This is a genomic window from Microbacterium sp. KHB019 (assembly GCF_037285405.1).
Taxonomy (GTDB): domain Bacteria; phylum Actinomycetota; class Actinomycetes; order Actinomycetales; family Microbacteriaceae; genus Microbacterium.
The window spans coordinates 76,057-100,530 of sequence record NZ_JBBDHF010000001.1 but is presented as its reverse complement, the minus strand read 5'-3'; the positions used below and the strand labels follow the sequence as shown (position 1 = coordinate 100,530).

Sequence of the window (24,474 nt, the reverse complement as noted above, 5' to 3'; positions counted from 1 at the left end):
GGACGCGTCAGCGCGACAGCAGCTGCCGCTTCGAGCTGATCACGCCGGTGTCGAAGCCTGCGAGGTGGAGCCCGCCGTGGAAACGCGCGTGCTCGATCTTGATGCAGCGGTCCATGACGACCGAGAGCCCGGCGCTCTCGGCGATGGCGGCGGCCTCTTCATTCCACGAGCCGAGCTGCAGCCACAGCGCCTTCGCTCCGACGTCGACCGCTTCCTGCGCCACGCCAGGAAGGTCTTCGTGCTTGCGGAACACGTCGACGATGTCCGGGACGACGGGCAGATCGGCGATCGATGCGTACGCGGGCTGGCCGAGGATCTCGTCCGCCATCGGATTCACGAAGTAGACGTCGTACGGCGAGCTCGACTGCAGGTACGTCGACACGAAGTACGACGCGCGCGCCGGGTTGCTCGACGCGCCCACGATCGCCACCGACCGCGATCGGCGCAGCAGGGCGAACCGCTCCTGCTGGCTGGGGCTCGCCCATGTTCGATCCAGGCCCGCGCGCTCGGATCCGGTCTCGACGGCGGCACCCGGCAGTTCGCAGGCGACGCCGTCAGCCGACGCAGAAGGTGCGGGAGCCGGCGGTGTGAACTCGCAGGTGTCGTTCGTGCTCATCGGGTTGCTCCCGTCGCTGCGGTGAGGGCCTGGTCGAGGTCCCAGATGATGTCGTCCGGATCCTCCAGCCCGACGGAGATGCGGATGAGATCCGCGGGCGCGCCGGCGGCGACGAGCTGCTCGGCGGTCAGCTGCCGGTGAGTCGTGGATGCCGGGTGGATGACGAGCGTGCGCGCGTCGCCGATGTTCGCCAGATGCGAGGCGAGCTGCAGGTTCTCGATCAGCGTCTCCCCGGCAGCTCGGCCGTCCTCAGCTGCGACGCCGAACGCGAAGACGGATCCGGGCCCCTGGGGCAAGTACTTCGCCGCGCGCTCGTGGTGCGGGTGCGACTCGAGGCCGGCCCAGGTCACATACGAGATGCGGGGGTCCGAGTCGAGCCACTCCGCGACGATGCGTGCGTTCGCCAGGTGCGCGTCGATCCGCTGCGGCAGCGTCTCGATGCCCTGCAGCAGGTTGAACGCCGACTGCGGGCTGAGCGCCGGCCCGATGTCGCGCAACTGCTCGGAGCGGAGCTTGGTGAGGAACCCGTACTCGCCGAAATTGTCCCACCACTTGATGCCGCCGTACGACTCGACCGGCTCGGTCATCTGCGGGAACTTCCCGTTTCCCCAGTCGAACGTGCCCTTCTCGATCACGATGCCGCCGAGCGTCGTGCCGTGCCCGCCGAGGAACTTCGTAACGGAGTGGATGACGATGTCGGCGCCGTGCTCGAGTGGCCGAGCCAGGTACGGCGTGGCCAGCGTCGCGTCGACGACGAGCGGCACGCCGGCGGCGTGCGCGACCTCCGCGAGCCCTTCGATGTCGGCGATCTCGCCGGAGGGATTGCCGATCATCTCGACGTAGACGACCTTGGTCTCTGGGCGGATCGCCGCCGCGTAGTCGGCCGGGTCCGTCGAGGGGACGAAGGTCGTCTCGACGCCGAAGCGCCGCAGCGTGACATCGAGCTGGGTGACCGTTCCGCCGTAGAGCTGCGCGGATGCCACGACGTGATCGCCGGCGCCCACGAGAGCCGCGAACGTGATGAACTCGGCGCTCATGCCGGATGCCGTCGCCACTGCGCCGATGCCGCCCTCGAGCGATGCGAGCCGCTCCTCGAGAGCAGCGACCGTGGGGTTGCCGATGCGGGAGTAGATGTTGCCGTACTTCTGCAGGGCGAACAGGTTGCCGGCATCCTTCGCGTCGTCGAAGACGAACGACGTGGTCTGGTAGATCGGCACGGCACGCGCACCGGTCGCGGCATCCGGTGTTCCGCCGGCGTGGAGCGCGCGGGTGCGGAACCCGAAGCGGTGTTCTTCCGTCATGACGTCCTTAGTTCTTATCGAAGACTGCGAGGGCCGCGGCTATGCCCGCCACGGCATCCGGGTTCTGCAGGGAGGTGGTGTCGCCCAGCGCCTGGGGCTCGCGGCCGGCGCGGCGATCCTGTTCAGCCTCCCACAGCTGAGCCAGGAGCCTGCGCATGATCTTGCCCGAGCGCGTCTTCGGCAGGTCCGGCACCGGCACGATGTGGCGGGGCTTGGCCACGGGGCCGATCTCGCGGGCGACGCGGTCGCGAAGAGCGGATGCCGTCACATCTCCGTTGCCCGAGGGCATCACGAACGCGACGACCGCCTGGCCGGTGATCGGATCGGAGACGCCGGCAGTGCCGGCCTCCCCCACCGACGGATCAGCGACGAGGGCCGATTCGATCTCGATCGTGGACAGTCGGTGTCCGGAGACGTTCACGACGTCGTCGAGGCGCCCGAGGATCCAGATGTATCCGTCGGCGTCCCGCGTCGCACCATCGCCGGCGACGTAGTAGCCGCCGTAGGCGCCGTGTCCGGCGAAGTCCGACCAGTACGAGTCGCGGTATCGCTGCGGGTTGCCCCAGACGGTGCGCGCCATCCCGGGCCAGGGTCGCCGGATGACGAGCGTTCCTGAACGTCCGGCCGCCACCTCGTCGCCGTTCTCGTCGACGACGGCGGCGTCGATGCCCGGCAGAGCCACGGATGCCGAACCGGGCTTGAGCGTGGTCGCACCGGGCAGCGGCACGATCATCGCCGCTCCTGTCTCGGACTGCCACCACGTGTCGACGATCGGCAGTTCGTCGCGCCCGAACGTGCCGCGGAACCATACCCATGCCTCGGGGTTGATCGCCTCGCCGACGCTGCCCAGGAGGCGGATGCTGGACAGGTCGTGTCCCGCAGGCAGCGCATCGCCGAACCAGGTCATGAACGTGCGGATCAGCGTCGGCGCCGTGTAGTACACCGTCACGCCGTAGCGCTCGATGATCTCGAGATGCCGCTCCCGGTCTGGGCTGTCCGGCGTGCCCTCGTAGATGACCTGGGTCAGCCCGTTCGAGAGAGGTCCGTAGATCTCGTAGGTATGCGCGGTGACCCACGCGAGGTCGGCGGTGCACCAGTGCACATCGTCGGGCTTGGCGTCGAAATGCGCCCAGTGGGCCCAGCTCGCGTGCGCGAGGTAGCCTCCCGACGTGTGCACGAGGCCCTTCGGCTTCCCGGTGGTGCCGGACGTGTAGATGATGAAGAGCGGATGCTCCGCCGCGAACGGCTGCGCCTCATGCGTCTCGGCCGCGGTGTCGACCACGTCGTGCCACCAGACGTCGCGGCCCTCGGTCCACGGCACGTCCTGACCGGTTCGGCGGACGACCAGAACGTGCTCGAGGTCCGGCAGGTCCGCGGCGGCGAGGTCAGCGGCCGACTTGACCTCGACGGCCGTGCCCCGGCGGAACTGCCCGTCGCTGGTGACGAGCAGTTTGGCGCCGGTATCGGCGAGACGGAACCGCACGGCCTCAGCGGAGAACCCGCCGAACACGAGCGAGTGGACGGCGCCGATCCGCGCGCAGGCGAGCGCGATCACGACCGTCTCGATGAGCACGGGCAGGTACACGACGACCCGGTCGCCGGGGACGATCCCGAGCGCTTCGAGCGCATTCGCGGCCTGCGAGACGCGACGCTGCAGATCGGCGTAGCTCACCGCGGTCCGGTCACCCGGTTCACCCTCGAAGTGCAGGGCGACCTTATCGCCGCGGCCGGCCTCGACGTGCCTGTCAACGCAGTTGTAGGCGACGTTCAGTGTTCCGCCGTCGAACCAGCGCGCCGCCGGAATCGCATCACCGGTCGGCTGCTGCCAGTCGAGTGCCGTGTGCCACGGGGTCGCCCAGTCGAGCCGGCGCGCTGCGTCCTCCCAGAAGGCGATGGGGTCGGCATCCGCCTGCCCGTAGATCTCCTCCGTGACGTTCGCCTGCGCGCGGAACGCGGGCGGCGGCGGGTAGGTGCGGTCCTCGATCAGGCGGGCTTCTTCGGTCGGCCCATCTTCTGGAACCAACACCGTGTCGTCGATCAGGTCCATCGCTTGAGCAGACGCCTTTCGATGAAGCCGAGGATCGCGTTGGTGATCGTCCCCAGAACGGCGAGCAGCACGATCGCGAGGAGGATGCGGTCGACGCGACCGTTGTTCTGCGAGTCGTCGAGAAGGAAACCGAGACCCATCGACGAGGCGATGAGTTCGGCGGCGACGAGGAACAGCCACGACTGCGCGAGCGCGAGCCGAAGGCCCGACATCACCGACGGGATGACGGCGGGCAGTTGCACCGTGCGGAACAGGGACCAGCCGCGGAGGCTGAACGAGCGTCCCGCCTCGACGAGATGCGGGTCGACGTGGCGCAGCGCGTCGGCGACCGTCGTGTAAACCGGGAAGAACGCGCCGATCGCGATCAGCGTGACTTTGGACTCCTCACCGATCTGCATCCACAGGATCAGCAGCGGCACCCAGGCGAGCGACGGCACGGCACGGAGGGCGGCGAGTGTCGGACTCAGCAGCAGGTCGCCGAGCTTGGACAGGCCGACGATCGCCGCGACGGCGAGGCCGATGAGCGAACCGATGGCGAAGCCGAGCAGCACGCGCTGCACCGAGATCGCGATGTGGGTCCACAGCTGTCCGCGTTCGGCGAGTTCGACGCCCGCCGTGAAGACGGATGCCGGGGTCGGCAACCGGTACGTCGGCACCAGCCCCGTCGTCGTGGCGATCTGCCAGACGACGAGGATCACGACCGGGAGCAGGAGCCCGCCGATGAGGCGGACTCCTGAACGATCCCACAGCCCGCGCCCGCCGGCGCGGCTCGCGCCGGGCAGCTCGAGTGCTCGGCGGGAGCCCTCGAGCGCGGCGCCTTCGGCGGTCTGACTCATCAGCCCTCGACGGCCTTCTGAGCGAAGTCCGGGTAGATGATCTCGGAGAGCGCCTTGTCGACGGCATCCTGACCGCCCTGCACGTCACCGGAGTCGACGATAACCGGAGCGATCTTCTCGAGCACCTTGACCTGGGCGTCACCGGGCACGCCGTCGACGTCGAGGTTGGAGCGCTCCTGGATCACGGTGGTGGCCACGTCGAGGTCGATGCCGGCCGCGTCAGCGAGCAGCTGCGCTGTCTCCTCGGGGTTCTCGAGCGCCCACTCGCGGGCCTCTTCGTATGCGTCGACGACGGCCTGCGCGAGGTCGGCGTGGTCGGTGATGAACTCCTCGGTGGCGTTCAGGAAGCCGTACGTGTTGAAGTCGACGTTGCGGTAGATCAGCTTGTCGCCGGACTCGACCTCGGCAGCGGCCATGATCGGGTCGAGGCCCGCCCAGGCTTCGACCGAGCCGCCGTCGAGTGCTGCACGGCCGTCGGCGTGCTGGAGGTTCTGCACCTCGATGTCGTCGACGGTGAGGCCGGCGGTCTCGAGTGCCTGCAGCAAGAAGAAGTACGGGTCGGTGCCCTTGGTCGCCGCCACCGACGTGCCGGCGAGGTCCTCGACCGAGGTGATGTCGCTGTCGGCGCCGACGACGATCGCCGACCACTCCGGCTGCGAGTAGATGTCGATGACCTTGATCGGCGAGCCGTTGGCGCGGGCGAGCAGCGCCGCGGATCCGGCAGTCGAGCCGACGTCGACCGAACCCGAGCGCAGCAGCTCGTTGGCCTTGTTGGACCCTGCGGACTGCACCCACTCGACCGTGACGTCGTCGCCGAGGATGTCCTCGAGGATCCCCTGGTCCTTGATGACGAGGCTCAGCGGGTTGTAGGTGGCCCAGTCGACAGTGACGGTACTCGCGGACCAGTCGGATCCTTCGGCAGGAGCGGCGTCGGCGTTCTCACCGGCGACGCAACCGGTGGCGAGCAGCATCATCGCGCCGGCGATCGCGGTCGCAGGAACGATTCGGCGGGTGATGATGCTCATCGGGTCTCCAGGTCTGTGCTGTGATCGGTGGCGCTGTGATGGGTGTCGACGCCGAGCCCTTCGAGGAGCTCGGCGCGAAGTGCCGCGAGTCCGCGATCTGCGCGGTCTCGGGGGCGGATGCCGGGGACGGCGATCGTACGGGCGATCGACGCGGCATCCGGGTCGGGGTCGACGGTCAGCGAGCGCAGCAGCAGCACGCGGTCCGCCAGGTAGAGGGCCTCCTCGACGTCATGGGTGACGAGGAGGATGGTGGTGGGCTCTGCGGCATGGATGTCGAGCAGCAGGTCCTGCATCCGCAGGCGGGTCAGTGCGTCGAGCGCACCGAACGGCTCGTCGAGCAGCAGGACGCTGGGGTTGCGGGCGAGGGCACGTGCGAGGGATGCCCGCTGCGCCATGCCGCCGGAGACCTCACGGGGGCGCTGGTTCGCCGCGTGCTCGAGACCGACGAGGCGGAGGAGCTCGGAGACGCGCTCGGTGCGGGCGCGTCCGCGCAGTCGCCGCGGCAGTCCGAGTGCGACGTTCTGCGCCAGGGTGCGCCACGGCAGCAGCCGCGGCTCCTGGAAGGCGACCGCCGTGCGCTCGTCGGTGTCGGTGACACCGGTTCCGTCGATGGCGATGATGCCGCCGGTGGGAGTGTCGAGGCCCGCGACCAGGCGCAGCAGCGTCGATTTGCCGCATCCGGACGGTCCGACGACGGCGACGATCTCACCGGCGCCCAGGTCGACGTCGAGACCGCGCAGCACTTGCCGCTGCCCTTCGGCGACGGCGAAGCGCCGCTCCACGCTCTCGAGGCGCACGGCCGTCGCGGCGCCAGCGGGCGGGACGGTCTCAGTGCGCGACGAGAGAAGGGCGGAACTCATCCCCCCATCGTCGCGGAGTGCGGCTGATGTGACGAGGTCGGCCGTAATCTTGCGTCACACGTCGCGTCCGGTGCTCCTGAGCGGATGTCGCGAATACGCGAAACGGGCCGCCACCCCGAAGGGTGACGGCCCGTTTCAGACAGACGTTGCTTACGCGTTGCCGCCCGAGAGCTTCTCGCGGAGAGCCGCGAGTGCCTCGTCGTCAGCAAGCGTGCCGGCGCCGGCAGAGTCGCTCGTGAACGACTGGCCAGCGGCTGCGCCGAAGTCGTCGCCAGCGGCGGCCTCGGCCTCGGCTGCCTTGGCAACCGCAGCCTTGTGAGCCTCCCAGCGGGTCTGGGCCGCAGCGTACTCCTGCTCCCATGCCTCGCGCTGAGCGTCGAAGCCGTCCTTCCAAGCACCGGTCTCGGGGTCGAAGCCCTCGGGGTACTTGTACTCGCCGTTCTCGTCGTACTCGGCGAGCATGCCGTACAGAGCCGGGTCGAACTCGGTGCCGTTGGGGTCGACCGACTCGTTGGCCTGCTTGAGCGACAGCGAGATGCGACGACGCTCGAGGTCGATGTCGATGACCTTGACGAAGACCTCTTCGCCGACGGAGACGACCTGCTCAGCCAGCTCGACGTGCTTGCTGGAGAGCTCGGAGATGTGCACGAGGCCCTCGATGCCGTCTGCGACGCGGACGAACGCACCGAACGGAACGAGCTTGGTGACCTTGCCCGCAGCGATCTGGCCGATCGCGTGGGTGCGGGCGAAGACCTGCCACGGGTCCTCCTGCGTCGCCTTCAGCGACAGCGAGACGCGCTCGCGGTCGAGGTCGACCTCAAGGATCTCGACGGTGACCTCCTGGCCGACCTCGACGACCTCAGAGGCGTGCTCGATGTGCTTCCAGGACAGCTCGGAGACGTGGACGAGACCGTCGACGCCGCCCAGGTCGACGAACGCACCGAAGTTGACGATCGACGAGACCTGGCCCTTGCGGACCTGACCCTTGTGCAGGTTGTTGAGGAAGTTCGAGCGGGACTCGGACTGCGTCTGCTCGAGCAGTGCGCGGCGGCTGAGCACGACGTTGTTGCGGTTCTTGTCCAGCTCGAGGATCTTCGCCTCGATCTCCTGCCCCAGGTACGGGGTCAGGTCGCGGACGCGGCGCAGCTCGATGAGCGAGGCCGGCAGGAAGCCACGGAGGCCGATGTCGACGATGAGGCCACCCTTGACGACCTCGATGACGGTGCCGGTGACGACGCCGTCGTTCTCCTTGATCTTCTCGACGTCTCCCCAGGCGCGCTCGTACTGTGCGCGCTTCTTGGAGAGGATCAGGCGGCCTTCCTTGTCCTCCTTCTGGAGAACGAGAGCCTCGACCTCGTCGCCGACCTTGACGACCTCGTTGGGGTCGACGTCGTGCTTGATGGAAAGTTCGCGGGAGGGGATGACACCCTCGGTCTTGTAGCCGACGTCGAGCAGAACCTCATCGCGGTCGATCTTGACGATCGTTCCTTCGATGATGTCGCCGTCGTTGAAGAACTTCAGAGTCTTCTCGACCGCGGCCAGGAAGTCCTCAGCAGATCCGATGTCGTTGATGGCGACCTGCTTGGTGGCCGGGGCGGTCGTTGCGGTAGTCATGTAGTGGGTTGTCCTTGTTGGGTGGATACTCGGGCTTCTCCGGCTTTCACGCATGCGTGACTCCGCTGGAGAAGCAGTTGGATTTGATTGGATGCACACAGGCGCGCGCGTGCACGCCACGAGTGACACTTCAGAGTATCAGAGATGGCGCCATTCCGGTTCTGTGGATAAGTCGGACGGGATGCCGCGGGTTCGCGTTAGCGTGAACGGGTGATGGTCCTCCGATCGAAGACGAACCGGTTCCGGATGCTGGCGCTGCTGGCCGTGGCCGGAGCGACGCTGAGCGCCTGCACGCCCGCGCCCGCCCCGAGCCCGACGCCGACCGCCGCCTTCGCGAGCGAAGAGGAGGCCTTCGCTGCTGCGGAGGAGACGTACCGGGCCTACAACGATGCCGGCAACGCTCGAAGGGATGGAGACTCAGAGCCCGACCCGCAGGACTATCTGGTGGGCAACGCGCTCGAGGGTGACATCGACGCACTGAACAAGATTCGCGACGCCGGGGTGCGGCTTGACGGGGTCGTCGAGGTTGCTACGTTCAGTGGTCTCGAAGCGATCCTGGATTCCGATCCGCAACAAGTCATCGCTTTGGTATGTCTGGACCTCGCGAACACACGAATTCTGAACGACGCCGATCAAGACGTCACACCCGATCGGGTGCTGATTGTGGCGCAAGAAGTGACATTCACGGCAATCCATGGCGCACCGTTCATCTCCGACGAGAAGTCTGCAGAGGCAGCCCTGTGTTAACCAGCACCACGGTCGCGGCCACATTACTGCTGACTGCCGTCTGGGGCGCACCGGGCGCGCTCACTGGGGTCGGTTCACATTGCTCCAAGGAGCTTGAAGTCCTGGGTCTCTGTTCGACCAACACAGGCACCGAGATCGTCATCGACGGCTCGAAGTCCACAGACCCCGACCGCGGCACCTCGCCCATCGACAACTCCGACTGGACGCCGCCGCCCGGGTGGACACCGCCGCCGGGGTGGACTCCCCCACCGCCCAGAGACGAGTTCGGCGAGTGCCGGATGGACTGGGACTCCTACCGCCTCTGCTTCAACGCGGCGCAAGACCCTGACGATGAGGAGGCGCAGGAGGAGATCGCGGCGATACCCGCGATCACGATCTCGGACCTCGCCCGCTTCGCTCCGGACGGCTCCGTCGTCGCCGCAGAGCCTGACAACGTCGGGGTCGTCGGTCTTCCGACGAACTTCATGGCCGCAGCATCCACGCACACCGTCGACGCCGATCTGTTCGGGTTCCCCGTCTCGGTGCGGTTCACTCCGTCGGCATTCGACTTCGCGTTCGGCGACGGCCATGCCGCGATCACGACCACCGGCGGCGCGACCTGGGCGGCACTCGACCAGGCGCAGTTCACTCCCACAGACACCAGCCATACCTACTCCGAGCGCGGCACATACACGGCCAACGTCGACGTCCGTTACACGGCCGAAGTCGACTTCGGAATCGGATGGCTTCCGATCACCGGCGAGGTCACCTCGCCCGGCGCACCGCAGGAGATCCGCATCTTCGAGGCGCACACCGCGCTCGTCGCCCACACGTGCGAACAGGCTCCGAGCTCCCCCGGCTGCTGACCGCGGCAACGTCACTCCCCTGTGCCATGCTGATCGGATGAGCGAGAAGCTGATGCTGCTGGACACCGCATCCCTGTACTTCCGCGCCTTCTACGGCGTCCCGGACAAGGTGAAGGCACCGGACGGCACCTCGGTGAATGCGACGCGAGGACTGCTCGACATCATCGCGAAGCTCGTCACGCTCTACGAACCAACGCACATCGTCGCCTGCTGGGACGACGACTGGCGTCCGCAGTGGCGAGTCGACCTCATTCCGAGCTACAAGACGCACCGTGTCGTCGAAGTCGTCGCCGCAGGGCCCGACATCGAAGAGGTGCCCGACCCGCTCGAGGCGCAGCTCCCGCTGATCCGCCAGACGCTCGCCGCTCTCGGCATCCCGATCATCGGAGTCGCCGCTCACGAGGCCGACGACGTCATCGGCACACTCGCAACTCGCTCCACGATTCCCGTCGACATCGTCACCGGCGACCGCGACCTGTTCCAGCTGGTCGACGACAGCCGAGGCATCCGCGTCATCTATACGGCGCGGGGCATGAGCAACCTCGAGATCGTCAGCGACGCGACCGTCGTCGCGAAATACGGCGTGCTGCCAGAGCAGTACGCCGACTTCGCAACGATGCGCGGTGATGCGTCCGACGGCCTGCCCGGCGTCGCCGGCGTCGGGGAGAAGACCGCCGCGACGCTCCTGCGGACGCACGGTGATCTCGCCGGCATCCGCGCTGCGGCCGCCGCGGGCGAGGGCATGAGCGCAGGGGTGCAGGCGAAGGTCATGGCCGCGTCCGACTACCTCGACGTCGCTCCCACCGTCGTCGAGGTCGCACGGAACCTCAGCATCGAGGTGCCGGCGGACCCGGTGCGCGCCCTCGACCCGCAACAGGTCGAAGCAGCAGAGACGCTCGCCGAGCAGTGGAATCTCGGCAGTTCGATGCAGCGGGCGATCGCCGCCCTGATCAGATCAACACCCTGAACCGGCAGGTCGACTGATTCAGCGTCGCCGGAAGGCGACGACCATCGCGGACATCAGCGCAACGACGTAGACCAGAACGATCACGCCTGTTCCGACGAGCGGAACCTGCCATCCGCCGCTCGCCTCGTGCAACGCCCCCATGACCGGGGCGCCCAACGCGGCGAACAGGTACCCGCCGCCCTGCACGAGCGCCGACATCGTGGCGGCCTCCGCATCCGATCGCGCGGCCCGAACCAGACCGGTGAAGATCAGCACGAATCCGCCGGAATGCGTGAGCGCGCCGAACGAGGCCCAGACTCCTGCGAGCTCAGGGGCCACCAGCATCCCGGCCACCATCACAGCGAAGCAGATGCCGAGCATCAGAGCCGAGTACACGGGGCCGACGAACCGCATGAGCAGAGGCGCCAGCATGGCGCCGACGATCGCGACGCCCTGGAACAGCGATGCCAGGGCCCCCGCGGTCGCGGCGTCGACGTCGGTCGTGTCGAGCAGCATCGTCGGCAGCCAGGTCGACATCGCGTAGTAGACGGTCGACTGCGATGCGAAGGCGATCACGAGCAGCCAGACGATCGGGCGTCGAAGGACGACCGCGATGCGGTTGTCGGCTACAACCGGCATCGGCCCGGTGATGCTCGCAGTCTCGTGCCGAGTCGCAGACTCGCCCTGCCCGGCCGATGCCACGGTCTCCCCCGACATCCGTTCTGCGGATCGCCATGAACGCGACCGCACGATGTGGGCGAGCCACAGGGCGATGCCCGCCACCGAGAACAGGCCCCACAGCAGGAGCGCAGTGGACCATCCGGTGACCTCTGCGAGCGGGACGGTGCCGAGCGCCGTGAGCAGCGAGCCGACGTTCAACGTCGCCGTGTAGGCGGCCGTCGCGATCGCCGTACGTTCGGGCGGCAGGTCACGTCGGATGATCACCGGGATGACGACGTTCCCCACGGTGATCGTCGCGCCCATGATGATCATGCCGGTGACCATCGAGCCGAAACCGGGGAGAGCGCGAACCAGCGTGCCGACCATCACTCCGCCGAGGGCGATGAGAAGCGCCAGTTCGGGTCCCGCGCGGCGGATCACGAGCGCGGCGAGCGGAGTCATGACAGCGAACATGATGACGGGCGCCGTCGTCAGCAGTCCGGCGGATGCCGAGCTGATGCCGAGGTCGTGGATGATGTCCGGCAGCACAGGGGTCAGCGCGATGATCGGCGCGCGAAGACTGAGAGCCGCGACCAGGATGCCGATGAGCACCAGCCACGGGAAGGAACGCCGCGTCATTCGGCCCAGGCCCTCAGGCGCTCGAGCCCCCAGGTCGTGACGATCCGCTCCGCCGGCACGCCCGCCTTCTCGGCACGCTCAGCACCGTAGTCGAGCAGCGACAGCTGCCCCGGGGCGTGCGCATCCGAGTCGATCGAGAACAGGCATCCGGCGTCCAGGGCGATCGCGATCAATTCGTCAGGCGGATCCTGGCGTTCCGGCCGTGAATTGATCTCGACGGCGACGCCGTTCTCGGCGCAGGCGTCGAATACGGCACGTGCGTCGAACTGCGACTGCGGTCGAGTGCCGCGGTCGCCCTGCACGAGCCGGCCAGTGCAGTGGCCGAGGACGTTGACGTGGGGCTGCGCGACAGCAGCGAGCATGCGCCTGGTCATCTCCCGTGACTCCATGCGCAGCTTCGAATGCACGGATGCCACGACGATGTCGACCTCACCGAGCAGTTCCGGCTCCTGATCGAGCCCGCCGTCTTCGAGGATGTCGACCTCGATACCGGTGAGCATCGTGAACGTGTCGGTGGATTCCGCGCGCACCAGCGGCAACTGCTCTCGCAGGCGCTCAGCCGATAGCCCACGCGCGACGCGCAGTCGCGGTGAGTGATCGGTGATGGCCAGGTAGGAGTGCCCGAGCGCGCGGGCGGCGTCCGCCATGACGGCGATCGGGGTCGTACCGTCCGACCAGTCCGTGTGGGCGTGCAGGTCGCCGCGCAGCTTCGGTCGCAGGACGGACGTCCGCTCCGGCTCGACTTCGCCGCGCAGGTCGACGAGGTACGCGGGCACCACGCCCGACTGGGCCTCGCGGATCACGGCGAAGGTCGACTCACCGATCCCCTTCGCCGCGCGCAACCTCGTCGGGTCGTTCAGCACATCCAGCGGCAGTGCCTTCACCGTGGCGGCCGCCTGCCGGAACGCCTTCGCCCGGTACCGCGACGCTCGCTCGCGTTCGAGAAGCGTGGCGATCTCGAGCAGTGCGTCGACGGGATCCATCAGAGCTCAGTTCGATGCCAGCTCGCGCGTCGCGTCGACCCAGGCGTCCAACTTCGCAGCTGCGCTGCCGTCGTCGACGGCGGCTTCGGCCCGCTCGTAACCGTCGCGAAGACGCTCGAGGATCGGCCGTGTCGCCTGCGTCGCGTCCTGCGACAGCTCGAACGCGACGATTCCGGCCGCGGCGTTCAGGAGCACGATGTCGCGAACGGCGCCCTTCGTTCCAGCCAGCGTGTCCCGCAGCACTCCCGCGTTGTACTCGGGAGGACCGCCGATGAGATCGGCGAGGTCGGCCGTGGGGATGCCGAGATCGCGCGGATCCAGGTCGTGCTCGTGGATGTCACCGCGCGAGACCTCCCAGATCCTGCTGTGACCGGTCGTGGTGAGCTCGTCCAGGCCGTCGTCTCCGCGGAAGACGAGTGCCGTGGCGCCTCGCGTGCGGAAGACGCCGGTGATGAGAGGAACGCGCTCGAGCTGGGCGACGCCGACAGCGTTCGCCTCAGCGCGGGCAGGGTTGCACAGTGGTCCGAGCATGTTGAACACGGTCGGCACGCCGAGCTCGCCTCGTGCCGCACCGGCGTGCTTGAAACCGGGGTGGAATGCCGCAGCCCACGCGAACGTGATGCCTGTCAGATCGAGCACCTTCGCGACGTCCTCCGGCGACAGCGAGAGCTGAAGGCCCAGCGCGCCGAGGACGTCCGAGGAACCGGACGCGGAGCTGGCGGCACGGTTGCCGTGCTTGACGACGGGGATGCCTGTGGCGCCGATGATGATCGCCGCTGTGGTCGAGACGTTGACCGTGCCGACGCGGTCGCCCCCCGTCCCGACGATGTCGAGAACATTCGGAGAGACAGGAAGCGGAACTGCGGCTTCGAGGATGGCATCGCGGAATCCGACGATCTCGTCGATGGTCTCGCCCTTGGCGCGCAGAGCGACGAGGAAACCCGCGAGCTTGGCATCCGAGATGTTGCCCTGCATCACCTGGCGCATGGCCCAGGTGGATTCCCACACGCTGAGGTCGCGTCGCTCCAGAAGTGCGGTGAGGACATCGGGCCAGGTCAGGGAATCCGCCATGCCAGAGATCTTATCGGCGCGAATGGACACCCTGAGGACACGTTGCGCCTCGGCCATCCGCGCGGTGCCGCGTATTCACCGAGGATTCGCAGTGTTTTCTTAGGGTCCCCTAAGTCTGGCACCAGCGAATCGGTCCCCCCGGATGCAAGAATCATGCTCGCGAATCGGCCATAATGGACAGGTGACCACCTCAGCGACCTATGCCCCGGCGGCAAGAACGATCAAGCGCCCGAATCCGGTAGCTGTCGGCACCATCGTGTGGCTCGGCAGCGAAGTGATGTTCTTCGCGGGACTGTTCGCGATCTACTTCACGCTCCGCAGCACCTCACCCGAGCTGTGGGCAGACCGTACCGAGCTGCTGAACGTTCCGTTCGCCGCAGTCAACACGGCCATCCTGGTGTTCTCCTCCGTGACCTGCCAGATGGGCGTGTTCGCGGCTGAGGATCTCCAGGCGTATCGCATCAAGAAGGGGCACCTCAACGGCGCAGGCCGCCGCCGCCTCTTCGGCTGGGGAATGGTCGAGTGGTTCTGGGTCACCTTCGCGCTCGGCGCGATCTTCGTCTCCGGTCAGGTCTGGGAGTACGCCCAGCTGGTCGCAGAGGGCCTGCCGATCCAGGCTGACTCCTACGCCTCGGCGTTCTACCTGACCACGGGCTTCCACGCCCTCCACGTCACCGGCGGACTCATCGCGTTCCTGCTCGTCATCGGGCGCGCGTACGCGGTGAAGAACTTCGCACACAAGGAGGCGACCTCCTCGATCGTCGTGTCGTACTACTGGCACTTCGTCGACGTCGTCTGGATCGTGCTGTTCTTCGTCATCTACTTCCTGAAATAAGAGCGGAGCTGACCTGCGAAATGGCACGAGAGAAGAAGCGTCGCTCGAACGGACGCCGTAGCCCCCTGGCCGCTGCGGCGCTCATCGGAGCGGGACTCCTGATCACCGGAGGCATCTACGCCGGTGCGTCGGCCGCGATTGCGGCAACCGACACCCAGACATCGGCGAGCACGCAGCTGACCGTCGATGACGGACAGAAGCTGTTCCAGGCGAACTGCGCCACCTGCCACGGCCTCGACCTGCAGGGAACCGACAACGGCCCGAGCCTCTACGGCGTCGGCGAGCTGGCAGTCGAGTTCCAGGTCGCGACCGGCCGCATGCCCCTGCAGATGCAGGGACCGCAGGCTCCGCAGAAGCCCGTGCAGTTCACGCAGGACCAGATCGAGGCCATGGCGTCGTACGTCCAGTCGGTCGCCCCTGGCCCCACCTACCCCGCAGACGAGATCCTCGACGGCGAAGGCGATGTCGCACACGGCGCGGAGCTGTTCCGCGTCAACTGCGCGATGTGCCACAACGTCGCGGCAGCCGGTGGCGCTCTCACCGAGGGCAAGTACGCCCCTGGGCTGACCAGCACCAGTGCTCTGCACATCTACGCGGCCATGGTCACCGGCCCGCAGAACATGCCCGTGTTCGGCGACATGAACCTGTCAGACGAGGACAAGCGCGACATCATCTCGGCTCTGCTGTTCCAGCAGCAGGAGGTCCAGATCGGCGGCTTCACGCTCGGCTCGCTCGGGCCGGTCTCCGAGGGCCTGTTCGTCTGGATCTTCGGCATCGGCGCCCTCGTCGGCGCGACCGTGTGGATCACGGCGAAGTCCAACTGACGCATATTCAACGAAGAGGAACGTACGAGGAGCACCATGGCACACGACGACGACTCGCAGGCCCTTGACCGGGCCTACCAGCCCTCCCCTGGGCTGGGTGTCGCAGTCAGCGATCCCGTGCAGAACCCCGGCCTGCCGCCGCACCGTGAGCGGATCACAGATCAGGACCCGAAGGCTGAGAAGCGGGCAGCACGCACCGTCTACACGCTGTTCTACCTGTCGCTCGCCGGCAGCATCTGGGCGGTAGCGGCGTACATGCTGTTCCCGATCGAGGACGGCTCGCTGGCATCGATCCGCAACAACAACCTCTTCATCGGTCTCGGCATCGCGCTGGCGCTGCTGTCGATCGGCATCGGCGCGATCCACTGGTCCAAGGCGCTGATGAGCGACAAGGAGCACATCGAGCACCGGCATCCGACCCGAGGCAAGGACGCGACCCGCGAAGCGGCCATCCAGGCCTTCGCCGAGGCGAACGAGGAGTCCGGCTTCGGCCGCCGCACGATGATCCGCAACTCGCTCATCGCAGCGGTCGTGGCATCCATCGTCCCCGGCGTCGCGCTCTTCCGCGGACTCGCTCCGCACAGCACGCCTGACGACCCAACGGCCGGCGACCCGGTCGTCCTCCTCAAGCAGACGATGTGGGAGAAGGGCCAGCGTCTGGTCCGCGACCCCGACGGCACGCCCATCCGCGCTGCTGACGTCACGCTCGGCTCCGCGTTCCACGTGATCCCAGAGGACCTCGCGACTCTCTCGCACCACGACGGCTACCTCGAGGAGAAGGCCAAGGCCATCGTGCTTATGATGCGCCTGCGCCCCGAGCAGCTCATCGAATCCGAGGAACGCAAGGACTGGTCGTACGACGGCATCGTCGCGTACTCCAAGGTCTGCACGCACGTCGGCTGCCCCGTCGCTCTCTACGAGCAGCAGACGCACCACCTGCTGTGCCCGTGCCACCAGTCGCAGTTCGACGTCACCGACCATGCCAAGGTGATCTTCGGCCCGGCTGCGCGTCCGCTGCCTCAGCTGCCGATCACGGTCGATGACGAGGGCTACCTCGTCGCACGCAGCGACTTCGAAGAACCCGTCGGCCCGAGCTTCTGGGAGCGCCATTGAGTACCGCAACGCTGTCCAAAGACGACAAGAAGGACGCTCAGGCGCCGCTCGGCGGCCGCTTCATCGGCGCAGCCTCGAACTACATCGATGAGCGCACGAGCCTCTCGGGCTTCGTCAAGGAGCTGGGTCGCAAGATCTTCCCCGACCACTGGTCGTTCATGCTCGGCGAGATCGCACTGTGGAGCTTCGTCGTCGTGTTCCTCTCCGGAACCTTCCTGACGTTCTTCTTCGAGGCGTCGATGGTCGAGACCCACTACACGGGTGCTTACGCCCCGATGCGCGGCATCGAGATGTCCGCAGCGCTCGAATCGACGCTGCACATCTCGTTCGACCTCCGCGGTGGCCTGCTGGTCCGCCAGATCCACCACTGGGCTGCGCTCGTGTTCGTCGCCGGCATCGGCATCCACATGCTGCGCATCTTCTTCACTGGTGCGTTCCGCAAGCCGCGCGAGCTGAACTGGGTGATCGGCTTCGTGCTGTTCATCCTCGCCATGGCCGAGGGCTTCACGGGCTACTCGCTGCCTGACGACCTGCTCTCGGGCAACGGCCTCCGCATCATCGACGGCATGGTCAAGGGTCTCCCCCTGATCGGCACGTGGACCTCGTTCCTCCTCTTCGGCGGCGAGTTCCCCGGCACCGACATCGTCGGCCGCCTGTACACGCTGCACATCCTGCTGCTTCCGCTGCTGGTGATCGGCCTGATCGTCGTGCACCTGATGCTGATGATCGTCAACAAGCACACCCAGTTCGCCGGCCCGGGCCGCACGAACGACAACGTCGTGGGCTACCCGATGATGCCGGTGTACATGTCGAAGATGGGCGGCTTCCTGTTCATCGTCTTCGGTGCGATCGTCCTCATCGCGACGTTCTTCCAGATCAACCCGATCTGGAACTACGGTCCGTACGACCCGTCCCCGGTGTCCGCCGGTACCCAGCCCGACTGGTACATCGGCTTCGCGGACGGCGCGCTGCGCCTGGCCCCGCCGCACCTGGACGTCGTGTTCCTCAACCACACGTGGTCCTTCGGCATCCTGATTCCGGTCGTCGTCCTCGGCCTGTTCATCGTGGCCGTCGCGATCTACCCCTTCATCGAGGCGTGGGTCACGGGCGACAAGCGCGAGCACCACATCGCACAGCGCCCGCGCAACGCAGCGACGCGCACCGCGATCGGTGTCGCCGGCGTCATCTTCTACGCAGTGATGTGGGCGGCCGCCTCGTCCGACCTCATGGCGACGCACTTCCACCTCACGATGGAAGGTGTCATCCACACGCTGCAGGCTCTGCTGTTCCTCGGCCCGATCATCGGCTACTTCGTCACCAAGCGCATCTGCATCGCGCTGCAGAAGAAGGACCGCGAGATCGTCCTGCACGGCTACGAGTCCGGTCGCATCGTCCGCCTCCCCGGCGGCGAGTACATCGAGGTGCACCAGCCGGTCGACCAGTACGACCGCTGGAAGCTCATCGACGTCGACGGCTACGAGCCTCTGGTGGTCCGCCCGAACGCCAAGGGTCGCATCCCGTGGACGCAGAACCTGCGCTCGAGCCTCTCCCGCTGGTTCTACGAAGACCGTCTGTCCCCGCTCACGCAGGCCGAGGTGGATGCTGCCGACGCGCACCAGCACCACGTGACTGCGCACATGGATGAGGCCGAGACAGCTGAGATCCAGGGCGCGCACGAGCGCGCCGGTGTTCCGGATGCTCCGCTGCACCCCGAGCGCGAGACGCACGTCGATGAGACGCCGAACACGCCTAGCTCGGTGATCGCCACCGACCCGGTGAAGAAGTCCAAGAAGAAGGACGAGAGCGGCGAGTAACGCCCTCCCCCTCGAAGGCCCCGATGCGATTCGCATCGGGGCCTTCGACGTTACCGGGACGTCACCGGCAACCCACCAGATGACCGCAGCGCCGGCCGGATCAGGACGCGTAACAATGCGATTCCCGGGTTCTAGGCTGGGGCCATGATCGATCGCGCTGACTACTTCGCCGCCAAGCTCGCCTACGAGACCGACGCGAGCGACCTGTACGCCCGTCAGAGGGCCGGAGACGCGGTCGTGGTCATCGATGTCCGCTCAGACGAGGCCTGGGCCCAGGGACGCGTCGCAGGTGCCGTGCACATGCACTACAGCGAGATCGCCAGCAGGGCTGCGCAGGAGGTCCCTGAGGGCAGCGACGTCGTCGTCTACTGCTGGAGTCCCGGATGCAACGCCGGTGCGAAGGGCGCTCTCGAGTTCGCGAAGCTCGGGTACGACGTACGCGAGATGATCGGGGGCTTCGAGTACTGGGTACGCGAGGGATATCCCGTCGAAGACCACGATGGCATCCACCGTCGCCCCGTCGACCCACTCACCGGAGTCGCCCGCGTACGCACGCGGGCTTGACCGGCGACCCATACGCAGAACGCCCCTGGAATCTTCCAGGGGCGTTCTGATCAGCAGACTCGAGCTTCTCAGCGGGCGAAGTGTCCGCGGTAATACTCGTAGACCCAGCCGACGATCGCGACGGCGAAGATCGCCACGCCGATCGGGAGGAGGAACTGCCCGACGGCCATTCCGACCAGGAAGACACCAGCCGAAGCGGCCAGCACCAGCGGCCACCAGGACCAGGGGCTGAACTCGCCGAGCTCGGGGTCACCGTCATCGATGTCCGACGTCAGGACGTCCTCGGGGAGTTCGCCGCCCTGCGCCTTGTGCGTGCGCTGCAGGTAGACCGCGATCATGGCCGACATGAACATGCCGAAGAACAGCGCGACCGTGCCGACCCACTCGACGCTCATCGCGCCGGTCAGCTCCGGGTAGGCCAGGATGTGCCACACCGTGTAGGTGACGCCTACCAGGGCGAAGAAGACCGCGAGGATCCACCAGAGGATGATGTTCGAACGCATGGCTTACTTCGCCTCTCCGTGTGCACCGGCCGCGGCCGGCTCGGCCGCCACCGGGCGCTCTGCGGCCTCCGGGTGGTTCAGGTCGAACGCGGGCCGCTCGCTGCGGATGCGCGGGATCGACGTGAAGTTGTGACGCGGCGGCGGGCAGCTGGTCGCCCACTCGAGCGAACCGCCGTAGCCCCACGGGTCGTTGACCGTGACCTTCGGCGCCTTGCGGGCGGTGATCCAGACGTTCAGGAAGAACGGCAGCATCGACGCACCGAGGATGATCGCACCGATCGTGGAGACCTGGTTGCCCCAGGTCCAGCCATCGGCAGCCGAGTAGTCCGCGTAGCGACGCACCATGCCGTCGACGCCCAGCCAGTGCTGAATGAGGAACGTCATGTGGAAGCCGACGAACAGCATCCAGAAGTGCACGTAACCGAGGCGCTCGTTGAGCATTCGGCCGGTCCATTTCGGCCACCAGAAGTAGAAGCCCGAGAACATCGCGAACACGACGGTTCCGAACACCACGTAGTGGAAGTGGGCGACGACGAAGTACGAGTCGCTGAGGTGGAAGTCGAGCGGCGGCGACGCGAGGATGACACCGGTCAGACCACCGAAGACGAACGACACGAGGAAGCCCAGCGCGAACACCATCGGCGTCTCGAACGTGACGGATCCTCGCCAGAGCGTTCCGATCCAGTTGAAGATCTTCACGCCGGTCGGCACAGCGATGAGCATGGTCATCAGGGCGAAGAACGGCAGCAGCACGGAGCCGGTGACGTACATGTGGTGCGCCCAGACAGCGACGGACAGTGCGGCGATCGCGATCGTCGCGTAGACGAGCGTCTTGTAACCGAAGATCGGCTTGCGGCTGAAGACCGGGAACACCTCGGACACGATGCCGAAGAACGGCAGCGCGATGATGTACACCTCCGGGTGGCCGAAGAACCAGAACAGGTGCTGCCACAGCAGCACACCGCCGTTCGCCGGGTCGTAAACGTGAGCGCCGAGGATGCGGTCCGCTGCGGCGGCGAAGATCGCCGCGGCCAGCACGGGGAAGGCCATCAGGATGAGGAGGCTGGTGATCAGCGTGTTCCACGAGAAGATCGGCATGCGCCACATCGTCATACCCGGTGCACGCATGGTGATGATCGTGGTGATGAAGTTCACCGCACCGAGGATCGTGCCGAAACCGGACATGCCGAGTCCGACCATCCACAGGTTTCCACCGGCACCCGGCGAGAACGAGGCGTTGGCGAGCGGCTGGTAGGCGAACCATCCGAAGGCCGCGGCACCCTGCGGGGTGAGGAAGCCGGCGACGGCGATGATCGAACCGAACCCGAACAGCCAGAATGCGAAGGCGTTCAGTCGCGGGAACGCGACGTCCGGTGCGCCGAGCTGCAGCGGGAGGATCGCGTTCGCGAATCCGGCGAACAACGGCGTCGCGAACATTAGCAGCATGATCGTGCCGTGCATCGTGAACAGCTGGTTGTACTGCTCCTTGGTCGGGACGATCTGCATCCCGGGGGCGAACAGCTCAGCACGGATGACGAGCGCCATCACACCGCCGAGCAGGAAGAACAGCACCGAGGTGATCAGGTACATGTACCCGATGGTCTTGTGGTCAGTGGAGGTCAGCCACTTGACGACGATGTTGCCCTTCTGCTCCGTACGGGACGAGCTGAGCAGCGCGGCCTGACGGGCCGGGATCGCGGTGGGGCGAGCGCCAGCGGTCTGGCCGGGTGCCTCAGTGGTAGTCATGAGGATTACTCTCCCTCTTCCTCGGAGTCCGTCCCAGGCGCGCCCGTACCGGGCAGGTTGCCGAGGCGGTCGTAGGCGTTGTTGATGTCGCCGGTGTTGCCCTCGTCGCGGAGCGTCTCGAGGTAAGCGTCGTACTCGTCCTGCTCGACCACCTTGACGTTGAAGAGCATCATCGAGTGGTACTCGCCGCAGAGTTCGGCGCACTTGCCGTCGTACTCGCCGACACGGGTCGGGATGAAGGACCAGGAGTTGTCCTTCCCGATGTACATGTCCTTCTTGTAGAGGAAGTCGATGATCCAGAACGAGTGGATGACATCGCGCGACTGCAGGCTGATGTGCACCTTCTGGTCGACCGGGAGCACCAGCGTGGGCAGCTCTTCCTTGTCGACGTTGCCCTGAGCGTCAGGCTGCGCCTGGATCCCCATGGTCCACACGGCGTCGGACAGGTCGTCGTCTTCGCCGGCGTACATGAAGTCGAACGCCCACTGCTTGCCGATCGCGGTGATCTCGACGTCGGCGTCGTCGCCCCACTGGGTCTCGATCTCCGCCTGGTCGCGAGCGGTGAAGAAGAACATTCCCATCACGAGGATCAGCGGGATCACCGTGTAGAAGATCTCGATGGGCATGTTGTAGCGCATCTGGACCGGAAGACCGGTCTGCCCCTTGCGGCGACGGTAGGCGATCGCAGCCCAGCCCATCAGGCCCCAGGTGATCACGCCGACCGCGAGAAGCACGATCCACGAGTTGACCCAGAGCGACGCGACACGGTCGGTCTGGTTCGTGGCGGCGGTGCCGTCTTCCACGAAGCCCGGGAGGAATCCGTGCAGCTCGGTGGGAGAACATCCCGCCAGGGCCACGGCTGCCGCAATTCCCACGGGAACTGCGACCCAACGAAGGCGGCGTTTCGAAGGCACGATACACCTTTCAAGATCGCGGACAGGGCTACCCCAGTCTAGGGCAACCTCACACCTGATTCATGCCAACCACGCAGGCTGGACACGGCTGTCGTTCAGTGGAAGCTGTCGCCGCAGGCGCAGCTGCCGGCCGCGTTCGGGTTGTCGATCGTGAAGCCCTGCTCCGAGATCGTGTCCTTGAAATCGATGGACGCGCCATCCAGGTACGGCACGCTCATGTTGTCGACGATGACCTCGACGCCGTCGAACTCGACGGTCTCGTCGCCGTCCAGGTAGCGCTCGTCGAAGTAGAGCTGGTAGATGAGTCCAGAGCATCCACCCGGCTGCACGGCGACGCGCAGACGGAGGTCGTCGCGGCCCTCCTGCTCGAGCAGGTTCTTCACCTTGGTCGCGGCCGCGCCGGTGAGGGTGACGCCGTGGGCGGTCTGGGTCTCTGAAGTGATGGTGGTGTCGCTCATGTCGCTCCTTGTGACTCGTCGCGCATGCGCACGACTGGTACTGCGATTCTACCGCCGAGGCCCGGATAGGGGCCGGTCAGCGCGTGACGGCATTCATTCGCGTCAGCAGCAGCGCCTCGGTGCCGATGGCGTGGCGGAACGTGTCCAGGTGCAGGGACTCGTTCGGGCTGTGCGCGCGCGAGTGCGGGTCCTCGACACCCGTGACGAGGATCTGCGCTTCGGGGAACTCCCTGACGAGGTCTGCGATGAACGGGATCGATCCGCCGACCCCGAGATCGACGGGCTCGACCCCGTATCCGTCCGCCATCGCCTGGCGAGCGAGCCCGACTGCCCATCCGCTCGTGTCGACGAGGAATCCGTTGCCGAGATCCGCGTCCGAGAACGTGAGCTCAGCGCCGAACGGCGCATGTGCGCGGAGGTGCTTCTCCAGGGCTGCGTACGCCTCTTCCCCGGTCTGCCCCGGAGCGACACGTGCACTGATGACGACGGTCACCTCCGGGAGGAGCGTGTTGGATGCGGATGCCACACTGGTCGCGTCGATGCCGATGACCGTGACGGACGGCTTGTTCCAGATCCGGCTGAGGATGCTGTCGCGCCCGATGGGCGAGCTGCCAGGGAGCAGTCCTGCCTCGTCGCGCAGCGTGTCCTCGGTGTACTCCGGCGTCGGCGCTTCGCGCTCGGTCATGCCCTCGACGGCGACAACGCCCTCTTCATCCCACAGCGTGGACAGCAGCCGGACGGTGGCCATCATGGCGTCGGGGACGGCGCCGCCGAACATTCCGGAGTGCGAGGCGTGGTCGAGCGTCCTGACCTTCAAGGTGAAGCGCGCGTTGCCTCGCAGCGAAACCGTGAGACCGGGCGTCGTGGAATCCCAGTTGCCCGAGTCGGCGACGACGATGGCATCGGCCCGCAGGGCGTCGGCGTTGTCGCTGAGGAACTGCGCGAACGAGCGGGACCCGTACTCCTCCTCCCCCTCGATGAAGAGCGAGACGCCGAGGTCGAGGTCGTCACCGAGAGCCTCGCGGACGGCGCGCAGCGACGCGATGTGGGTCATGATGCCCGCCTTGTCGTCCGCGGCTCCACGGCCATAGAGACGGCCGTCGCGGACGGTGGGCTCGAACGGCGGGGTCTCCCAAAGCGCGTCGTCGCCGGGAGGCTGAACGTCGTGGTGCGCGTAGAGCAGGATCGTCGGCTTGCCGCCTCGCGCCGCACGAGTGGCGAGCACAGCGGGCTGACCGAACTCATCGGTACCGGGGATCGCCGCGCGAAGCACGCGCACCTCGTCGAAGACCCCGGTGCCCTCGGCGAGCTGCGCCACACGCTCTGCGCTCCGCTGGAGCTGCGTCTGGTCGAAGGAGGGCCATGCGATGCCGGGAATCCGGACGAGGTCGCCGAGGTCGGCCAGAGCACTCGGGATGCCGGTCGCCACGGCTTCTGCGACGGCGGATTCGACGGCGGGATCAGCGGTGGGAGGCACGGTGTCGCTCGGCTCGGAGGTCATGCGAGTAATCTT

At 66.9% G+C, this 24,474-nt stretch carries 23 protein-coding genes; 8 read left to right on the top strand and 15 right to left on the bottom strand.

The annotated features are described in order from the left end of the window. Window positions 1-7 precede the first annotated feature (7 nt). From KHB019_RS00510 to rpsA, 7 genes are all read right to left on the bottom strand, one after another. Window positions 8-616 carry a CoA-binding protein gene (locus KHB019_RS00510; protein ID WP_337457883.1) on the bottom strand — a complete coding sequence of 203 codons (609 nt, stop codon included), beginning with the start codon at window positions 614-616 and terminating at the stop codon, window positions 8-10. Next, window positions 613-1,917 carry an O-acetylhomoserine aminocarboxypropyltransferase/cysteine synthase family protein gene (locus KHB019_RS00505; RefSeq protein WP_337457882.1) on the bottom strand — a complete coding sequence of 435 codons (1,305 nt, stop codon included), beginning with the start codon at window positions 1,915-1,917 and terminating at the stop codon, window positions 613-615. Before KHB019_RS00505 ends, KHB019_RS00510 begins: the two co-directional genes overlap by 4 nt. 7 nt (window positions 1,918-1,924) lie before the next feature. Further along, a complete protein-coding gene (gene acs, locus KHB019_RS00500) occupies window positions 1,925-3,964 on the bottom strand; it encodes an acetate--CoA ligase (RefSeq protein ID WP_337457881.1) in 2,040 nt (679 codons plus the stop codon). After that, window positions 3,955-4,800, bottom strand: a complete 846-nt coding sequence (locus KHB019_RS00495) for an ABC transporter permease (protein ID WP_230103000.1) — start codon at window positions 4,798-4,800, stop codon at window positions 3,955-3,957. Before KHB019_RS00495 ends, acs begins: the two co-directional genes overlap by 10 nt. After that, complete coding sequence (locus KHB019_RS00490) at window positions 4,800-5,825, bottom strand: aliphatic sulfonate ABC transporter substrate-binding protein (protein ID WP_325471845.1); 1,026 nt, start codon at window positions 5,823-5,825, stop codon at window positions 4,800-4,802. The genes KHB019_RS00495 and KHB019_RS00490 overlap by 1 nt, the downstream gene beginning before the upstream one ends. Beyond that, window positions 5,822-6,685, bottom strand: a complete 864-nt coding sequence (locus KHB019_RS00485) for an ABC transporter ATP-binding protein (RefSeq protein WP_230103002.1) — start codon at window positions 6,683-6,685, stop codon at window positions 5,822-5,824. Before KHB019_RS00485 ends, KHB019_RS00490 begins: the two co-directional genes overlap by 4 nt. 150 nt (window positions 6,686-6,835) lie before the next feature. Then, window positions 6,836-8,299 (bottom strand): 30S ribosomal protein S1, encoded by a 1,464-nt coding sequence (rpsA, locus tag KHB019_RS00480; RefSeq protein ID WP_230103003.1) that lies wholly within the window; start codon window positions 8,297-8,299, stop codon window positions 6,836-6,838. Window positions 8,300-8,509: 210 nt separating this feature from the next. Between rpsA and KHB019_RS00475 the strand changes: the two genes are divergently transcribed. From KHB019_RS00475 to KHB019_RS00465, 3 genes are read left to right on the top strand one after another with little or no spacing between them, the layout of a single operon-like run. Continuing rightward, complete coding sequence (locus KHB019_RS00475) at window positions 8,510-9,046, top strand: hypothetical protein (protein WP_443193176.1); 537 nt, start codon at window positions 8,510-8,512, stop codon at window positions 9,044-9,046. Beyond that, window positions 9,040-9,891, top strand: a complete 852-nt coding sequence (locus tag KHB019_RS00470; protein ID WP_337457880.1) for a hypothetical protein — start codon at window positions 9,040-9,042, stop codon at window positions 9,889-9,891. The genes KHB019_RS00475 and KHB019_RS00470 overlap by 7 nt, the downstream gene beginning before the upstream one ends. A 37-nt stretch (window positions 9,892-9,928) precedes the next feature. After that, window positions 9,929-10,858 (top strand): 5'-3' exonuclease, encoded by a 930-nt coding sequence (locus KHB019_RS00465; RefSeq protein WP_230103006.1) that lies wholly within the window; start codon window positions 9,929-9,931, stop codon window positions 10,856-10,858. Window positions 10,859-10,876: 18 nt separating this feature from the next. Here the strand turns inward: KHB019_RS00465 and KHB019_RS00460 are convergent, their stop codons facing one another. The 3 genes from KHB019_RS00460 to trpD are packed head-to-tail and all read right to left on the bottom strand — an operon-like array spanning window position 10,877 to window position 14,190. After that, complete coding sequence (locus tag KHB019_RS00460) at window positions 10,877-12,136, bottom strand: MFS transporter (protein WP_337457879.1); 1,260 nt, start codon at window positions 12,134-12,136, stop codon at window positions 10,877-10,879. Further along, window positions 12,133-13,119, bottom strand: coding sequence for a PHP domain-containing protein (locus KHB019_RS00455; RefSeq protein WP_337457878.1), 987 nt, complete (start codon window positions 13,117-13,119; stop codon window positions 12,133-12,135). The genes KHB019_RS00460 and KHB019_RS00455 overlap by 4 nt, the downstream gene beginning before the upstream one ends. Window positions 13,120-13,125: 6 nt before the next feature. Continuing rightward, window positions 13,126-14,190 carry an anthranilate phosphoribosyltransferase gene (trpD, locus tag KHB019_RS00450; RefSeq protein WP_230103009.1) on the bottom strand — a complete coding sequence of 355 codons (1,065 nt, stop codon included), beginning with the start codon at window positions 14,188-14,190 and terminating at the stop codon, window positions 13,126-13,128. A 142-nt stretch (window positions 14,191-14,332) separates the two neighbouring features. Here trpD and ctaE point away from each other — a divergent pair, with 142 nt between their 5' ends. The 5 genes from ctaE to KHB019_RS00425 all read left to right on the top strand — a co-directional run bounded on the left by ctaE (window position 14,333) and on the right by KHB019_RS00425 (window position 19,340). Next, window positions 14,333-15,025 carry an aa3-type cytochrome oxidase subunit III gene (ctaE, locus tag KHB019_RS00445; protein ID WP_443193175.1) on the top strand — a complete coding sequence of 231 codons (693 nt, stop codon included), beginning with the start codon at window positions 14,333-14,335 and terminating at the stop codon, window positions 15,023-15,025. Between the two features lie 20 nt (window positions 15,026-15,045). After that, the gene (gene qcrC / locus KHB019_RS00440; RefSeq protein ID WP_230103011.1) at window positions 15,046-15,849 is read left to right on the top strand and encodes a cytochrome bc1 complex diheme cytochrome c subunit; all 804 of its coding nucleotides are present in this window, start codon (window positions 15,046-15,048) and stop codon (window positions 15,847-15,849) included. Between the two features lie 36 nt (window positions 15,850-15,885). Continuing rightward, complete coding sequence (gene qcrA, locus KHB019_RS00435; protein WP_337457876.1) at window positions 15,886-16,962, top strand: cytochrome bc1 complex Rieske iron-sulfur subunit; 1,077 nt, start codon at window positions 15,886-15,888, stop codon at window positions 16,960-16,962. Further along, a complete protein-coding gene (gene qcrB, locus KHB019_RS00430; RefSeq protein ID WP_337457875.1) occupies window positions 16,959-18,776 on the top strand; it encodes a cytochrome bc1 complex cytochrome b subunit in 1,818 nt (605 codons plus the stop codon). Before qcrA ends, qcrB begins: the two co-directional genes overlap by 4 nt. A gap of 144 nt (window positions 18,777-18,920) precedes the next feature. After that, on the top strand, window positions 18,921-19,340 hold the full coding sequence (locus KHB019_RS00425; protein ID WP_337457874.1) for a rhodanese-like domain-containing protein: 420 nt from the start codon (window positions 18,921-18,923) through the stop codon (window positions 19,338-19,340). Between the two features lie 68 nt (window positions 19,341-19,408). Here KHB019_RS00425 and KHB019_RS00420 read toward each other — a convergent pair whose 3' ends face one another. The 5 genes from KHB019_RS00420 to KHB019_RS00400 form a co-directional block, all read right to left on the bottom strand. Beyond that, window positions 19,409-19,843: a cytochrome c oxidase subunit 4 gene (locus tag KHB019_RS00420; protein ID WP_230103015.1), complete on the bottom strand. Its 435-nt coding sequence runs from the start codon at window positions 19,841-19,843 to the stop codon at window positions 19,409-19,411. Window positions 19,844-19,846: 3 nt separating this feature from the next. Further along, window positions 19,847-21,589 (bottom strand): aa3-type cytochrome oxidase subunit I, encoded by a 1,743-nt coding sequence (gene ctaD / locus KHB019_RS00415; RefSeq protein ID WP_230103016.1) that lies wholly within the window; start codon window positions 21,587-21,589, stop codon window positions 19,847-19,849. Between the two features lie 5 nt (window positions 21,590-21,594). Continuing rightward, window positions 21,595-22,503 carry an aa3-type cytochrome oxidase subunit II gene (gene ctaC, locus KHB019_RS00410; RefSeq protein WP_230103017.1) on the bottom strand — a complete coding sequence of 303 codons (909 nt, stop codon included), beginning with the start codon at window positions 22,501-22,503 and terminating at the stop codon, window positions 21,595-21,597. A gap of 95 nt (window positions 22,504-22,598) precedes the next feature. Further along, window positions 22,599-22,961: an iron-sulfur cluster insertion protein ErpA gene (erpA, locus tag KHB019_RS00405; protein WP_230103018.1), complete on the bottom strand. Its 363-nt coding sequence runs from the start codon at window positions 22,959-22,961 to the stop codon at window positions 22,599-22,601. A 76-nt stretch (window positions 22,962-23,037) separates the two neighbouring features. Continuing rightward, the gene (locus tag KHB019_RS00400; RefSeq protein ID WP_337457873.1) at window positions 23,038-24,462 is read right to left on the bottom strand and encodes a dipeptidase; all 1,425 of its coding nucleotides are present in this window, start codon (window positions 24,460-24,462) and stop codon (window positions 23,038-23,040) included. Window positions 24,463-24,474: the final 12 nt, after the last annotated feature.

Bases quoted from the DNA above. Each gene is read 5' to 3' on its own strand.
- KHB019_RS00510 (WP_337457883.1), bottom strand. From the start codon at position 616: ATGAGCACGAACGACACCTGCGAGTTCACACCGCCGGCTCCCGCACCT.
- KHB019_RS00505 (WP_337457882.1), bottom strand. From the start codon at position 1,917: ATGACGGAAGAACACCGCTTCGGGTTCCGCACCCGCGCGCTCCACGCC.
- acs (WP_337457881.1), bottom strand. From the start codon at position 3,964: ATGGACCTGATCGACGACACGGTGTTGGTTCCAGAAGATGGGCCGACC.
- KHB019_RS00495 (WP_230103000.1), bottom strand. From the start codon at position 4,800: ATGAGTCAGACCGCCGAAGGCGCCGCGCTCGAGGGCTCCCGCCGAGCA.
- KHB019_RS00490 (WP_325471845.1), bottom strand. From the start codon at position 5,825: ATGAGCATCATCACCCGCCGAATCGTTCCTGCGACCGCGATCGCCGGC.
- KHB019_RS00485 (WP_230103002.1), bottom strand. From the start codon at position 6,685: ATGAGTTCCGCCCTTCTCTCGTCGCGCACTGAGACCGTCCCGCCCGCT.
- rpsA (WP_230103003.1), bottom strand. From the start codon at position 8,299: ATGACTACCGCAACGACCGCCCCGGCCACCAAGCAGGTCGCCATCAAC.
- KHB019_RS00465 (WP_230103006.1), top strand. From the start codon at position 9,929: ATGAGCGAGAAGCTGATGCTGCTGGACACCGCATCCCTGTACTTCCGC.
- KHB019_RS00460 (WP_337457879.1), bottom strand. From the start codon at position 12,136: ATGACGCGGCGTTCCTTCCCGTGGCTGGTGCTCATCGGCATCCTGGTC.
- KHB019_RS00455 (WP_337457878.1), bottom strand. From the start codon at position 13,119: ATGGATCCCGTCGACGCACTGCTCGAGATCGCCACGCTTCTCGAACGC.
- trpD (WP_230103009.1), bottom strand. From the start codon at position 14,190: ATGGCGGATTCCCTGACCTGGCCCGATGTCCTCACCGCACTTCTGGAG.
- ctaE (WP_443193175.1), top strand. From the start codon at position 14,333: ATGCAAGAATCATGCTCGCGAATCGGCCATAATGGACAGGTGACCACC.
- qcrC (WP_230103011.1), top strand. From the start codon at position 15,046: ATGGCACGAGAGAAGAAGCGTCGCTCGAACGGACGCCGTAGCCCCCTG.
- qcrA (WP_337457876.1), top strand. From the start codon at position 15,886: ATGGCACACGACGACGACTCGCAGGCCCTTGACCGGGCCTACCAGCCC.
- KHB019_RS00425 (WP_337457874.1), top strand. From the start codon at position 18,921: ATGATCGATCGCGCTGACTACTTCGCCGCCAAGCTCGCCTACGAGACC.
- KHB019_RS00420 (WP_230103015.1), bottom strand. From the start codon at position 19,843: ATGCGTTCGAACATCATCCTCTGGTGGATCCTCGCGGTCTTCTTCGCC.
- ctaD (WP_230103016.1), bottom strand. From the start codon at position 21,589: ATGACTACCACTGAGGCACCCGGCCAGACCGCTGGCGCTCGCCCCACC.
- erpA (WP_230103018.1), bottom strand. From the start codon at position 22,961: ATGAGCGACACCACCATCACTTCAGAGACCCAGACCGCCCACGGCGTC.
- KHB019_RS00400 (WP_337457873.1), bottom strand. From the start codon at position 24,462: ATGACCTCCGAGCCGAGCGACACCGTGCCTCCCACCGCTGATCCCGCC.